This is a genomic window from Streptomyces sp. NPDC003011 (assembly GCF_053591515.1).
This window is the reverse complement of the sequence record NZ_JBSFTY010000100.1, coordinates 1-12,842: the sequence shown is the minus strand read 5'-3', so window position 1 is coordinate 12,842 and position 12,842 is coordinate 1. Positions and strand designations below refer to the sequence as shown.

Below are 12,842 nucleotides of genomic sequence, written 5' to 3'. Positions count from 1 at the left end.
CCCGCATGACCTCCGGCACGGGCTCGGGCACGGCGGCCCGCGGCTGAGCGGTGACGCCGTGCCGCCATCGCTCAGCCGAGCCGCTCCTCCAGCCGCACGGTCACGGTGTCCCCCGCCTCCTTCCCGATGGCCCGGCGCACCTCGGCCTTCACGGGCAGCATGTGGGTGCCGTCCCCGAGGGCCATGAAGGAGCTCCGGAAGGGGTGCCCGTCGATCGTCCCGCGGACCTTGACCAGTCCGCGGGTGCCGAAGAACGCGACGGAGGAGGGCCAGCGGACACACGTCCAGCTGCCCTTCTCCGGGCTTCTGCTGAGCTCGGCGGTGAACTGCGCGTCCACTTTTCCGGTCGTGGCCATGACGTCCTCCGCTGCTGCCGTTGGCCTCCCGCCCGGGAGGCTCTGGTCATAAGACCGCCGGCGGCCGGAGAACTCATCGGTGGCGACGGCGTCACGCCCCGGCGGGCATCCGGTCCACGAAGCCGAGCACGGACCTGATCCGGCCGTCCCCGTCCAGGGTGATGACGTCGGAGCCGGCCACGGGCGCCGAGCCGTCGGCCTCGCTCGCCAGCTCCCAGGAGAAGCGCGCCGTGTCGTGGTGCCCGTCCACCGCGCCGGTCAGCCGGAAGACGAAGCCGGGGAACTGCTCGTGAGCCCCCGCGATCACGGCCGCGATCTGCTCGTGGCCGCGCGCATCGGAGAACGGGTCGGTGTACGAGCCGTCCGCGGTCCAGACGGCGGCGACCGCCTTGGCCCGCGCCTGCGGCTCCCGCTCGTTCCAGGCCTCGAAGTAGCGGGCGACGGCACTGTCGTATCGTTCGGTGTTCGCGGACATGGGCGGTCAGCCTCCATCAGGGACGTATGCGCTGGTCGGAACCCGGATCGCGGTGACGCCGACCCGATGCCCCCACCCTGCCCGGATCGCCCGGGGCGGTCGATTACCCCTCAGGTAATGATCGCATGGGCATGTACCCGTCAGATTTCGGCCACGCAGAGGGTCGAATATGCCAGGAGACTGGCCAAAAAGACGTGGTGACAGTGTTTCAGTAGTGAACATACTCGACAGCTAGAGCAGTTCACATCCAGCGAGGGAACGATCACGCACAGCGCATGAAGTCGCGCTCAGTGCAGGAGCCGCACCGAAAGCGAGGCCCGGCCGCCAGGTTGACGAAGCAGCGGGGAGTGGATCGTGCACGACGAATTCCTGTGCCATGTCACGGGGTACGGCACCTGCGGCGGCCGGCGTATCGGCGTACCGCTGGGAACCTACCGGGCCCCCACCCTCGCCCTCGCTCTGTGGTGGCTGCGCGACCGCGCCTGCTGGATCGCCGACCGCCTCGACCCCCGGCCGGAGTCCGAGCACTTACCGTCCGGCGCGCTCGTCCCGGTCTCCGGCACGGTGCCCGACGTGCCCGCCGTCCTGCGGGGCTGGTGCTGGGACCCCGCCCAGCAGGCGCTGGTGGCCGACGAGTTGGCCGCCGGACGGCTGGTGCGGATCGCCGCCTTCGACGACACCACCGAGTACGAGCTGCTGGCCGAGTCGGTGGACGCCCTGCGCATGCAGCGGACCGCGGCGGCGCTGTTCACGCCCGTCGCCTGAGCCATGGATCCGGGAATTCCCGCACCAGGCACATATGCGTCCGAATCGGTAGACTTCTGGCATGGCGGAGCGACCGGGCGCACCGACGGCGCCGGAACTCGTCCTGGAGACCGAGACCGGCTCCACGGTGATGAGTCCGGGCCACGACTACCACGTCGGGCGCGACCCGTTGAGCGACATCGTCATCGACGATGCCCGGGTCTCGTGGCACCACGCGGTGCTGCGACCCGAGGACGGCCACTGGACGCTCGAGGACGAGCACAGCACCAACGGCACCTACGCCGACGGCCGCCGCGTCCACGAGTGGGGAGTGGGCCCCGGCAGCGTCATCCGCTTCGGCAACCCGTCCGACGGCCCGTGCGCGGTCCTGGCCGGCCTCCCCGAGCCCGTCGCCGAGCGCCCGTCGGCCGTCTCCATGCCCGCGCTCACCGGCACCTTCCGGCAGCCCACCACCGTGCGGCCGCTGCCCGCCCGCACGGTCCGCATCGGCCGCGCCGACGACAACGACCTGGTCATCGACGACCTGGTCGTCTCCCGTCGGCACGCCGAACTGCGCGCCCTGCCGGACGGAACGTACGAGATCCTCGACCTCGGCAGCCACAACGGCACGTTCCTCAACGGCCTGGCGATCACCCGCGCCCCGATCGGCCCCGGTGACATCGTCGGCATCGGCCACTCGGCGTTCAGCCTGGTCGGTGACCAGTTGCAGGAGTACGTCGACACCGGCGAGGTCTCCCTCGACGTCCAGGACCTCACGGTCACCGTCGACCACGGCCGCAAGACGCTGCTGGACCACGTGTCGTTCCCGGTGGGGGAGAAGTGCCTGCTCGCGGTCGTCGGCCCGAGCGGCGCCGGCAAGTCCACGCTGCTCAACGCCCTCACCGGCCAGCGCCCCGCCGACCACGGCACCGTCCTGTACGACGGGCGCGACCTCTACCGCGACTACGCCGAGCTGCGCCAGCGCATCGGGCTGGTCCCGCAGGAGGACATCCTGCACTCCCAGCTGACCGTCCACAGCGCCCTCGCCTACGCCGCCGAACTGCGCTTCCCGCAGGACACCGCCAAGGCCGAACGCCGGGCCAGGGTCGACGAGGTCATCCGGGAACTCGGCCTGGAGCAGCGCGCCCGGCAGCCCGTGCACAGCCTCTCGGGCGGGCAGCGCAAGCGGGTCAGCGTGGCCCTCGAACTGCTGACCAAGCCCTCCCTGCTCTTCCTGGACGAGCCCACCTCCGGCCTCGACCCGGGCATGGACCGCTCGGTGATGCACATGCTGCGCGGCCTCGCCGACGACGGCCGCACGGTCATCGTCGTCACGCACAGCGTCCTCAGCCTCGACGTCTGCGACCGGCTCCTCGTCCTCGCGCCCGGCGGGAAGATCGCCTACTACGGCCCGCCCGAGGACGCCCTCGCCTTCTTCGGCTTCGCCGAGTGGCCCGAGGCCTTCGAGGCCTTCGAACGGGACCGCGACCGCGACTGGGCCGGGGAGTTCCGTACCTCGTCCGTCCAGCGGCAGTACGTCGTGGACGCCAGCGCGCAGCCCCGACGGCCGCGCGAGGGCCCCGTCGTCATCACACCCCCGGCCAGGCCCCGCAGCCGCGGCGCCCAGCTCGGCACCCTCGTCCGCCGGTACACGGCCGCCCTGAGCGCGGACCGTACCTTCCTCGCCATCATGATCGCGCTGCCGTTCGTGATGGGCGCGATGGGCCGGGCCCTGGCCGGCAGCAGGCTGACGCAGGAGACAGCGATGAACGCGCTGCTGATCCTGTGCGTCGGCGGGGTCCTCACCGGCGCGGCCAACGCCGTACGCGAACTCGTCAAGGAACGCGTGATCTACCAGCGTGAACGGGCCGTGGGCCTGTCCAGATCGGCGTACCTGCTGTCCAAGGTGGTCGTTCTGGGGACGATCACCGTGCTCCAGGCCGTGGTCCTGACCCTGGTCGCCCTGCTCGGCGTCGACCTCAACGCACCCGGCGGCGAGGGCGTCGTGATGCCGCCCCTCGCCGAGATCACCGTCGCCGTCGCCCTGCTGGCGTTCACCGCCATGATGCTCGGCCTGCTGGTCTCCGCGCTGGTGCGCAAGGAAGAGGTGACGATGCCGCTGCTGGTCCTCCTGGCCATCGTCCAGGTCGTCTTCTGCGGCGCCCTGCTGAAGCTCGACGGCACACCCGGCCTGGAACAGCTGTCGTGGCTGGTGCCCTCGCGGTGGGCGCTCGGCGCGATGGCCGGCACCGTCGGCCTGGCCCGGATCGTGCCGGGTGAGCTGACCGCCGATCCGCTCTTCCGGCACTCGGCCGGGGTCTGGCTGCTCAACGTGGCCATGCTGATCGTGCTGTCGACCGCCTTCGGGTACCTCGTCACCCGGCTGCTGCGCCGGCACGAGCCCGCCGTGATGCGGAAGTAGGGAAGGGCCCGCGATGACGACCCCCGGCTTCCGGCCCTCCCACGTCGTCCCCCAGCACGGCATGCCCGCCTGGGAGGCGCCCGACCCCGCCCGGCCCACCGTGGCCCTCGACGCGCTGCTGCCGGTCCAGCTCGTCGAGCGGCGCGGCGACTGGGGACACGTCCTGTGCGCCAACGGCTGGTCCGCCTGGGTGGACGGCCGCCATCTGATCGCCGTACCCCAGGACCCGCCGCTCACCGACGGCCCCCTCACCCGGGCCGCCGACCCCCGCCCCCTGCTCGCCCGCGCCGAACACACCCTGGCCCGCTACCGGGCCGCCGTGGAGGAACTGGCGGCCGGCACCCTGGAGGGCGAGGCCTTCCGCAGCCGTACGCGAGGACTGCGGATCGGTGTCGTCGTGGACGGGGAGTCCATGTGGCTCTACGACACCGACGAGACCCGGTGGGTGTACGCCGACGGCAGACAGGTGAGCACCTACGCCACCGAGGGCGAGCCCCGTGCCGCGGTGGCTCCCCGCCACCCGCCCACCCAGGTCGTGACGCCCGATGGCGCGTGAGACGAGCCTCTTCTCCGGCCGCCCCTCCGAACTGGTCGGGCAGCAGGTCGCGAGCTACCGCATCGAGCAGGAGATCGGGCGCGGCGGCATGGCCGTCGTCTACCGGGCCCGGGACCTGCGCCTGGACCGGACCGTCGCGCTCAAACTGCTCGCCCCCGAACTCGCCCGCAACGACACCTTCCGCCGCCGCTTCACCCACGAGTCCCACGTGGCCGCGGCGATCGACCACCCGCACATCGTGCCCGTCTTCGAGGCCGGCGAGACGGACGGCCTGCTGTACATCGCGATGCGCTACGTCCCCGGCAGCGACCTGCGCCACCTCCTGGACCGCGACGGACCCCTGCCGCTCGCGACCGCGGTCCGGATCGCCGCCCAGGTCGGTTCCGCGCTCGACGCGGCCCACGAGCACGGGCTGGTCCACCGGGACGTGAAGCCCGGCAACATCCTGGTCGCCCGGGGCACCGACAGCGACCACCCCGAGCACGTCTATCTCACCGACTTCGGCCTGACGAAGAAGTCCCTGTCCCTGACCGGATTCACCACGGTCGGCCAGTTCGTCGGCACCCTGGACTACGTGGCTCCCGAGCAGATCTCCGGCCGCCCCGTCGACGGCCGCTGCGACGTCTACGGCTTCGCGTGTGTCGTCTACGAGACCCTGGCGGGCCGCCCGCCCTTCCGCCGCGACGACGACATGGCCCTGCTGTGGGCCCACCAGTACGACGAACCGACGCCGCTGACGGAGGCGCGCCCCGGTCTCGCCCCGCACCTCGACGCCGTGTTCGCCAAGGCACTGGCCAAGAGTCCCGACGACCGGTACGACTCCTGCCTCGCCTTCGTCGCCGCGCTGCGCGGCGCACGGGCGGGCGGCCGCCCGCTGACGGAGGTCGACCTGAGCGCGGTGGAACCGGAGCACGGCCGGCCCAAGCCCCCGCCACGGTGGGCCGAGCCGGTCTTCGGGCGATGACCCGGGGAAGGGGCACTACAGGGCGTTGACCGCTCAAGGCAGGGTGGCGCGGCGCGCCGGGTGCCGCCGACCGGACGGGTGCCGCCGACCGGGCTCGGTCAGGGCCGAGGACCCGCCCCGGCCACGCCCCGCCGCCGCACCGGTCGTGCCAGCAGGGCGCCGAGGAAGCCGGTGACCAGCCCCCACAGCACCGCCAGACCGAGTGCCGCCCACAGCTCGGGTCTCAGGAACAGCTCTCCGGCGAGGTCGCCGCCCAGGTCGCCGATGCCGAGCAGGGACAGGCCGTAGTGCGCGGAGATCCGGCCGACGAGGCAGATCATCAGGACCGTCAGCGCGAGGGCGACCGCCATGTGCAGGGCGTGCTGCCAGGCGCGTGTGCCGGCCGGTGAACGGGCCGCCATGACGAAGGCGGCGGCCAGCAGCAGCACCGCGTCCACCACCACCAGCCACCACACCCTGCCGTCGTACTCGGCGATCGTGCTCAGGTTCAGGGCCGCGGTGTCCCGGCCGCGCAGCACCTCGTCGAGCACATGCGGCATGGGCAGCCCGAACGGTCCCTCCACCCGGCCGTTCCAGGTGGCGCCGAGACCGATGGTGAGCGTGAGCCAGACCAGGTTCGGCATGCCGAGCAGGATCAGCGCGAGCGTCTGCACCGCGTGGCCCCGGGTCGCCGCGACGACGAGCCCGATGACGATGCCGAGGACCACGGACGTGAGCAGCAGCACGACCATGGCGTACGCGGCCGGACGTACCGACGCCTGGAAGCGCAGCAGCCCGGGCGGCAGAGCGGCGGCGCGCGACACCAGGAGCGCCAGCACCAGCACACCGGCCAGCCACAGCAGGCCGAAGACGAGGGTCAGCGGCACGTCCGTCGTGAAGCCCACCTTCGGTGCCACGCCGAACAGGTCCCCTACGTCGCCCAGCGTGTCGTCGAGGGAGATCGCGAAGGTCTGGCGGGCGGCGTAGGCCAGGCCGAGCAGGACGAGCAGCCACAGCGCGGCGATCCGGGCCGCCCAGCCGGCCAGTTCCCGCGCTCCGGCGACCGCCCGGTGCCGCAGCGGACGCAGGAAGCCCGCGCCGAGCAGCAGCGCGCCCGCGAGCGTGACCGACAGCGGGACCACGGTGAGCCCCGCCCGGGTGTCGGCGAGCGCGCCGGCGTTCCCCGACAGCTCGACCGTGCCGCCGACGGCCGTCACGACGGTCGCGGCGACCACCCGGGGGAACGCGTTGTCCGGAAGGTCGGTGGCACCGGCCGCCCACAGGCCCAGTGCGGCGACGACCCCCATCACGAGCAGCGTGCCCAGCACCGTGGCCACGGCCTGCGCCCAGCCGTGGCGGGCGACGACTGCCTGGTCGGAGGGGGTTCGCTGACTCACACTGCCACGCTAAGCAGCCTTGGGGCCGTGCGCCCGCCGGGAGGGCCGTCCGCGTCGGCTTGCGGGCGGTACGGGAACGGAGCACACAATGGGAACGTCGCGGAAACAAGCGGCACAACATGACGAAAGCCGCTGGGTCCCGCGTCGGGAAGAAGGGCTCGTGAGCGTCGAACCGCCGTCCTCCGGCCGGCCCACAGGACCGCCCTCCGGTCCGCTGTCGGGCCCCTCGCAGCCGCCGTCGGGCCCGCCCTCGCAGCCCCCGAGCAGCGGGGGAGCGCACGCCCCCGAACCCCGCCGGCCCTGGTGGCGCTCGGTGCCGCGCGTCGCCGTGCTCGCGACGGTGCTGGTGGCCGCCGTGGTCCTCGCGGTCGTCTTCACCCGCTCCGGCGGCGGTGGCGGCTCGCCCCAGAGCGGCGAGGTCTTCCTCCAGGCCGCCGGCAAGACCGGTCCCGATCCGTTCACGGAGTCGACGGCGCAGGACAGTTCCGCTCCGCCGGTCCCGGTCTCCCCCTCCTCCGTGTCCGCCCCGCCCAACGCCGTACGGGGCGTCGAGGGCGGCGCGCCCGGCCTCTACGGCGGCACCGACAAGGTCTCCAGCTGCGACGTGGAGAAGCAGATCACGGCCCTGGAGGCGGACCGGTCCAAGAACAGGGCGTTCGCCTCGGTCGCCGGCGTCGACCCCTCCGAGGTCCCCGGCCATCTGCGCTCACTCACGCCCGTACAGCTGCGCATGGACACCCGCGTCACCAACCACGGCTACCGCGACGGCAAGGCCACCGACTACCAGGCCGTCCTGCAGACCGGCACCGCCGTCCTCGTGGACGGCCGGGGCGTGCCCCGCGTGCGCTGCGCCTGCGGCAACCCGCTCACCCCGCCGGTCGCCCAGCAGACCGCGCCCCGGCGCACCGGCGACTCCTGGCCCTCGTACCACCCGTCGAACGTCGTCGTGGTCGCGCCCGCACCGCAGGTGGTCAACGTCTTCGTGCTCTACGACCCTGAACACGACAGCTGGATCGCCCGCCACCGCGGGGACACCGGACGCAAGGACAAGAAGACCGAGCCGCCCGCCCACCAGCCCACCCCCTCCGTGAGCGTGGTCACGCCGGTGCCGCCCGGTTCCCCGTCGCCGTGCGTGTCCAAGTCCAGCGCCGCCCCGGGTACGCCCATCGGCCCGGCCAGCCCCTGCCCGCCGACGTCGGACGACCCGTCCTCCAAGGACAAGGACGCGGAGGACTCCTCCGCCGACCCGCCTGATTCCGACCCGCCTGATTCCGACCCGCCCAGCTCCGACCCGCCGAGTTCCGACCCGCCGAGTTCCGACCCGCCGAGCTCCGAGCCCCCGGCCAGCGAGCCGCCGTCGTCCGAGTCCTCGGCCCCCCAGCCCCTGCTCTCCTCCGAGACCAGCGACACGGCGACCACGTCCCTCGTCCCGAGCACGACGATCATCACCAGCCCGGCGTAAGCGCCGTCACGGGCACTGGGGGACTGCGACGCCCGGCTCGGGGTACGAGCACTGGGGGAGTAGCGTCCGGCCAGTCCGGCTTCCGAGAGAGAAACGCGTGATCGATCACCTGGACGGGGCAGTGACACCGACTGGTTTCGACGTGCCCGTGGAACCGCTGCGGCGGGCGGCACACTACACCGGCGAACCCGGATGCATAGCCGATGCGCGGGCCTTCGCCGCGGGCTTCCTGGAGCAGCTCAGGAAGGAGTGGTGCGCCGACGTGGGGCGTCGCAGCGAGGGTGAGGTGCTGCTGGTGGTGAGCGAGCTGGTCACCAACGCGGACCGGCACAGCCGGGGCCCGTACATCCTGGAGCTGGAGGGCACGGGCACCTGGGTGGCGGTGGTCGTCTGCGACAGCAGCGTCGTGCTGCCCCGGCGGTTTCCCAAGGACCCCGGGCGCATCGGCCGGCACGGACTGGAGATCGTCCACGCGGTGGCCGCGGAGATCGCCGTCGAGCGGATCCCGGTGGGCAAGCGGGTACGCGCCGTCGTCGGCCTGAACCCGCAGTGACCTTTCCTGACTGACCTTTTCCGGAGAGCGAAGGAAAACGGGTGCCGCCCCCGGCCTGCGTGGCCTGGGGGCGGCACCCGTGTCCGGTGCTCGGGTCGGTCAGGCGCAGCCCAGTTCGCCCAGCATGCCCTGGCGCAGTCGGGTGATGATCCGCTTGATCAGCCGGGACACGTGCATCTGCGAGCAGCCGAGACGCTCGCCGATCTCCGCCTGGGTGGCCTCCTCCACGAACCGCATGTGGATGATCTGCCGGTCGCGTTCGCTCAGCTCGGCCATCAGCGGGGCCAGGGACTGGAAGTCCTCCACGAGCCGCAGCCCCTCCTCCTCGACGCCGATGAAGTCGGCGAGGACCGCCTCGCCGCCCTCGGGTCCGTCACCGGTGAGCGCGGCGTCCAGCGACGAGGAGTTGTAGCCGTTGGAGGCGATCTGGGCCTCGACGACCTCGCTCTCGGAGATGTTCATCAGCGTGGCGAGCTCGGCCACGGTCGGCTCGCGGTCCAGACGGCTGGCGAGCTCCTCCCGGGCCTTGGCGAGCTCCACGCGCAGCTCCTGCAGCCGTCGCGGCACGTGCACGGCCCAGGTGGTGTCACGGAAGAACCGCTTGATCTCGCCGACGATGTACGGCAGCGCGAACGAGGTGAACTCCACCTCGCGTGCCAGCTCGAAGCGGTCGATGGCCTTGATCAGGCCGATCATCCCGGTCTGGACGATGTCCTCCATGTCGTCGCCGCGTCCCCGGAACCGGCCGGCCGCGAAGCGCACGAGGGACATGTTCATCTCGATGAGCGTGTTGCGCGCGTACTGGTATTCGTGCGTGCCCTCTTCGAGCTCCGTCAGGCGCCGGAAGAACTGGCGGGACAGCTCCCGCGCGTCGCGCGGCGCCACGGTCCGCGGGTCCTCGACTCCCGGCAGGGCTCCGTCACCCGTCGTCCTGGCCCCGGCGGTCTGCTTCCCGACCTGTCCCTCCGACCGGATCACGGCGGTGTCCATTACCTCTCCCACGAAAGTCACGGCTCGACGTCTGCCTCTCGGCCTGGGTTGTCCCGGGTCCTGCTTCGGGCCTTGCGGCCTGCGTGTACCCGGATCGCGCCGACGTATGCACGCCGTTGCGAGAACAACTGTTTCAGGTCCTCCTGGCCTGCGCATACCCGGGGTGTGACGCCTCATGCCCGCCGTGTGGCCATGTGGCGGAAAAACGGTGGCGCACGGCCCCGGCGAGCGCCGACGGCGCGCGCCCCCGACCGAGTCTCGGGGGCCGCGTTCCCCGTGGGACACGGCCGCCGCTCACACCCGGGTGGCGGTGATCACTTCGTGGAGGTGGCGCTCGCTGACGCTGCCGCCGGGGGGTCACCACCCTGTTCTCGACCCGTGCCGAGCGCTCCCACTCGCCGGTGTCCGTGGCGATCACGGACGCGTCCTCCAGCCCCGGCCCGGGTGGCGTGGCCGGATCCCAGCGTTCGTGGCACCGCTGGGATCCGGGCGAAGAAGTCGACGCTGCTGCCCGCCACGTGCTCGGTGGTGACGAGCGCGACCGGCCTCCGGGGCGCGGCGCGTCGGCCGCCCTCGGTACCCGCACGGCCGGGTCCGGTCAGTGGAACGCGGTGGCGCACACCACCAGGCCGAACGGCTCGCGCGGCAGCGGCCACCGCTCGAAGTCCGCCGTCTCCACGTCCGCACGGGCAAACTCCCGCAGCCGCCGCAAGGCGACGTCCGCCATCGCGGGGCCCGGCTCCACGCCGGTGATCCGGCAGCCGAAACGCGGCCGGCGGAGCGGTGAACTGACTCGTGCCGGGGCCACCTCCAGCACCCGTCGGTGCGGCCCGGTGTCCCACGCCTCGCGGCCCTGATTCCACCCAGGGCGGAATGCCGCCCTCTTCCCCTGGAGTTCAGAAATCCTAGGCTGAAGAGGTGAGCAACCAAGCGCCGAACCAAGCCCGCGTCATCCCCCTGCGCCCGCCCGCCGCGCGCCCGGGGACCGCCCGCCCAGTGTCCGCACGCACCGCGGCGTCCCCGCCCCGCCAGGCGCCGCCGGCCCCCGCTCCCCTCGAACACCGCCCGCCGAAGGAGCCCCTCTGGCGCGACCTGGTCGGCGATGTCCTGCGCCGCGAACGCCTCGCCCAGGACCGCACGCTCAAGGACGTCGCGGACACGGCCCGGATCTCCATGCCGTACCTCTCCGAGGTCGAGCGGGGCCGCAAGGAGGCCTCCTCCGAGGTCCTCGCGGCCGCCGCCCACGCCCTCGGCCTGGGCCTCGGCGACCTGCTGTCGCTGGCGCAGGGCGAGCTCACCCGCCAGTCCCAGGCCGGCCGGAGCCGAGGCCGCTCCACGACGCCGTACAACGGGCTCTGCCTGGCCGCCTGAGAGGAAGGACCGCGGAGGGACCGCGGAAGGACCGCCCGGCCGGCGCCTCAGACCGCCACGATGCGCCGGCTCACCACCTCGTCGGCCAGCCCGTACGCCACCGCCTCCGCGGCGGTGAACACCTTGTCGCGGTCCATGTCCGCGCGCAGGGTCGCCACGTCGTGGTGCGTGTGCCGCGCCAGCACCTCCTCCACCTGGGCGCGGATCCGCACCATCTCCTTGGCCTGGAGCGCGAGATCGGACACCGTGCCCCGCTGTCCGCCGCTGGCCGGCTGCCCGAGCAGCACCCGCGCGTGCTCCAGTACGAACCGCCGCCCGGGATCCCCGCCGGCCAGCAGGACGGCCGCCGTGGAGGCCGCCTGCCCGACGCAGAACGTCGAGACCGGCGCCTGCACGTACGTCATCGTGTCGTAGATCGCCATCAGCGAAGTGAAGGAACCCCCGGGCGAGTTGATGTAGATCGCGATCTCGTTCTCCGGGGCCGCCGACTCCAGATGGAGGAGTTGCGCGATGACGACGTTCGCCACCCCGTCGTCGATCTCGGTGCCGAGGAAGATGATCCGCTCGGAGAGCAGCCGGCTGAACACGTCGTAGGACCGTTCGCCCTGCGCGGTCCGCTCGACGACGTTCGGAATCGTGTACGTCCCCATGTCAGAGCCCCATCCGTCGCTTCGAGGCGGCCGGGCGGACGTCGGTCAGCGACTCGACGACCCGGTCCACCATGCCGTACTCCCTGGCCTCCTCGGCCGTGAACCAGCGGTCGCGGTCGCCGTCCCGGGAGATGGTCTCCGGGCTCTGGCCGGTGTGCTCCGCGGTGATCCGCTCGATGCTCCGCTTCAGCTGGTCCAGGTTCTCCGCCTGGATCTCGATGTCCGCGGTGGTGCCGCCGATGCCCGCCGACGGCTGGTGCATCATGATCCGCGCGTTGGGCAGCGCGTAGCGCTTGCCGGGTGTGCCGACGCTGAGCAGGAACTGGCCCATGCTCGCGGCGAAGCCCATGGCGAGCGTGGACACGTCGTTGGGGATCAGCCGCATCGTGTCGTAGATGGCCAGGCCCGCGTGGACCGAGCCGCCAGGGCTGTTGATGTACAGGCTGATGGGGGTGCGCGGGTCCTCCGCGGACAGGATCAGCAACTGGGCGCAGACCCGGTTCGCGGAGACCTCGTCGACCTGGGTGCCCAGGAGGACGATCCGCTGCCCGAGCAACTGGGCGGCCAGATGGTCGTCGAACCGCGTCGCGGGGGTGTCGCCCTCCTCCGCACGAGGCAGCAGGGCCGGTCCCGGACCGGCGGTGAATGGAGACATCGGCACTCCTTGGTCTTCGGTCTTCTGGGTCCTCTTGGTCCTCGTCGCGCAGACGAGTCCGACCGGGACGCGGTGCGCGTCGCCGTGATCTCACTGTGGGCCGGGGCCGGGCCCCGCCGGGGATTTCTCTGCCCGCGGCAGATTCGCCGAGGGCAGAGGGACACCTGGCGGCCCCGATCGGGCCGACCTTGCCGTCGTCGTCGATGGTGCCGGTGCCGGCGACGAAGGCGCCACCGGTGAGGCTGCCGGGGGTGAGCTTGTCGTAGAT

Annotated in this window: 14 protein-coding genes; 7 read left to right on the top strand and 7 right to left on the bottom strand. The window is 72.4% G+C overall.

The window, feature by feature from the left end:
* Window positions 1-71: 71 nt before the first annotated feature.
* Both ACWD0J_RS35345 and ACWD0J_RS35340 read right to left on the bottom strand, forming a co-directional pair.
* Window positions 72-356 (bottom strand): DUF1905 domain-containing protein, encoded by a 285-nt coding sequence (locus ACWD0J_RS35345; protein WP_451499955.1) that lies wholly within the window; start codon window positions 354-356, stop codon window positions 72-74.
* A gap of 91 nt (window positions 357-447) precedes the next feature.
* Complete coding sequence (locus ACWD0J_RS35340) at window positions 448-831, bottom strand: nuclear transport factor 2 family protein (RefSeq protein ID WP_451499954.1); 384 nt, start codon at window positions 829-831, stop codon at window positions 448-450.
* Window positions 832-1,185: 354 nt separating this feature from the next.
* On the opposite strand from ACWD0J_RS35340, the gene ACWD0J_RS35335 reads away from it, so the two are divergent.
* The 4 genes from ACWD0J_RS35335 to ACWD0J_RS35320 all read left to right on the top strand — a co-directional run bounded on the left by ACWD0J_RS35335 (window position 1,186) and on the right by ACWD0J_RS35320 (window position 5,517).
* A complete protein-coding gene (locus ACWD0J_RS35335; RefSeq protein WP_451499953.1) occupies window positions 1,186-1,596 on the top strand; it encodes a hypothetical protein in 411 nt (136 codons plus the stop codon).
* A gap of 61 nt (window positions 1,597-1,657) precedes the next feature.
* Window positions 1,658-3,997, top strand: coding sequence for an FHA domain-containing protein (locus ACWD0J_RS35330; RefSeq protein WP_451499952.1), 2,340 nt, complete (start codon window positions 1,658-1,660; stop codon window positions 3,995-3,997).
* A gap of 13 nt (window positions 3,998-4,010) precedes the next feature.
* Window positions 4,011-4,553 (top strand): hypothetical protein, encoded by a 543-nt coding sequence (locus ACWD0J_RS35325; RefSeq protein ID WP_451499951.1) that lies wholly within the window; start codon window positions 4,011-4,013, stop codon window positions 4,551-4,553.
* A complete protein-coding gene (locus ACWD0J_RS35320; RefSeq protein WP_451499950.1) occupies window positions 4,543-5,517 on the top strand; it encodes a serine/threonine-protein kinase in 975 nt (324 codons plus the stop codon). The genes ACWD0J_RS35325 and ACWD0J_RS35320 overlap by 11 nt, the downstream gene beginning before the upstream one ends.
* Before the next feature lie 98 nt (window positions 5,518-5,615).
* Here the strand turns inward: ACWD0J_RS35320 and ACWD0J_RS35315 are convergent, their stop codons facing one another.
* Window positions 5,616-6,893, bottom strand: a complete 1,278-nt coding sequence (locus ACWD0J_RS35315; protein WP_451499949.1) for a streptophobe family protein — start codon at window positions 6,891-6,893, stop codon at window positions 5,616-5,618.
* Between the two features lie 160 nt (window positions 6,894-7,053).
* Between ACWD0J_RS35315 and ACWD0J_RS35310 the strand changes: the two genes are divergently transcribed.
* Entirely contained in the window at window positions 7,054-8,355 is a 1,302-nt protein-coding gene (locus tag ACWD0J_RS35310; RefSeq protein WP_451499948.1) for a DUF6777 domain-containing protein, read from the top strand.
* Window positions 8,356-8,452: 97 nt separating this feature from the next.
* A complete protein-coding gene (locus tag ACWD0J_RS35305; RefSeq protein WP_451499947.1) occupies window positions 8,453-8,908 on the top strand; it encodes an ATP-binding protein in 456 nt (151 codons plus the stop codon).
* Window positions 8,909-9,007: 99 nt separating this feature from the next.
* On the opposite strand, the gene ACWD0J_RS35300 is transcribed toward ACWD0J_RS35305, so the two are convergent.
* Both ACWD0J_RS35300 and ACWD0J_RS35295 read right to left on the bottom strand, forming a co-directional pair.
* Window positions 9,008-9,898, bottom strand: a complete 891-nt coding sequence (locus ACWD0J_RS35300; protein ID WP_451499946.1) for an RNA polymerase sigma factor SigF — start codon at window positions 9,896-9,898, stop codon at window positions 9,008-9,010.
* 598 nt (window positions 9,899-10,496) lie between these two features.
* Window positions 10,497-10,706, bottom strand: coding sequence for a class I SAM-dependent methyltransferase (locus ACWD0J_RS35295; protein ID WP_451499945.1), 210 nt, complete (start codon window positions 10,704-10,706; stop codon window positions 10,497-10,499).
* A 110-nt stretch (window positions 10,707-10,816) separates the two neighbouring features.
* Here ACWD0J_RS35295 and ACWD0J_RS35290 point away from each other — a divergent pair, with 110 nt between their 5' ends.
* Window positions 10,817-11,269 (top strand): helix-turn-helix domain-containing protein, encoded by a 453-nt coding sequence (locus tag ACWD0J_RS35290; protein WP_451499944.1) that lies wholly within the window; start codon window positions 10,817-10,819, stop codon window positions 11,267-11,269.
* Between the two features lie 47 nt (window positions 11,270-11,316).
* Here ACWD0J_RS35290 and ACWD0J_RS35285 read toward each other — a convergent pair whose 3' ends face one another.
* The gene (locus ACWD0J_RS35285; protein ID WP_451499943.1) at window positions 11,317-11,919 is read right to left on the bottom strand and encodes a ClpP family protease; all 603 of its coding nucleotides are present in this window, start codon (window positions 11,917-11,919) and stop codon (window positions 11,317-11,319) included.
* Between the two features lies 1 nt (window position 11,920).
* Window positions 11,921-12,574, bottom strand: coding sequence for an ATP-dependent Clp protease proteolytic subunit (locus ACWD0J_RS35280; RefSeq protein WP_451499942.1), 654 nt, complete (start codon window positions 12,572-12,574; stop codon window positions 11,921-11,923).
* Window positions 12,575-12,842: the final 268 nt, after the last annotated feature.

What these genes read in the sequence shown, in the direction of transcription:
- ACWD0J_RS35280 (WP_451499942.1), bottom strand. Translation starts at nt 12,574, where the DNA reads ATGTCTCCATTCACCGCCGGTCCGGGACCGGCCCTGCTGCCTCGTGCG.
- ACWD0J_RS35320 (WP_451499950.1), top strand. Translation starts at nt 4,543, where the DNA reads ATGGCGCGTGAGACGAGCCTCTTCTCCGGCCGCCCCTCCGAACTGGTC.
- ACWD0J_RS35325 (WP_451499951.1), top strand. Translation starts at nt 4,011, where the DNA reads ATGACGACCCCCGGCTTCCGGCCCTCCCACGTCGTCCCCCAGCACGGC.
- ACWD0J_RS35345 (WP_451499955.1), bottom strand. Translation starts at nt 356, where the DNA reads ATGGCCACGACCGGAAAAGTGGACGCGCAGTTCACCGCCGAGCTCAGC.
- ACWD0J_RS35285 (WP_451499943.1), bottom strand. Translation starts at nt 11,919, where the DNA reads ATGGGGACGTACACGATTCCGAACGTCGTCGAGCGGACCGCGCAGGGC.
- ACWD0J_RS35330 (WP_451499952.1), top strand. Translation starts at nt 1,658, where the DNA reads ATGGCGGAGCGACCGGGCGCACCGACGGCGCCGGAACTCGTCCTGGAG.
- ACWD0J_RS35340 (WP_451499954.1), bottom strand. Translation starts at nt 831, where the DNA reads ATGTCCGCGAACACCGAACGATACGACAGTGCCGTCGCCCGCTACTTC.
- ACWD0J_RS35300 (WP_451499946.1), bottom strand. Translation starts at nt 9,898, where the DNA reads ATGGACACCGCCGTGATCCGGTCGGAGGGACAGGTCGGGAAGCAGACC.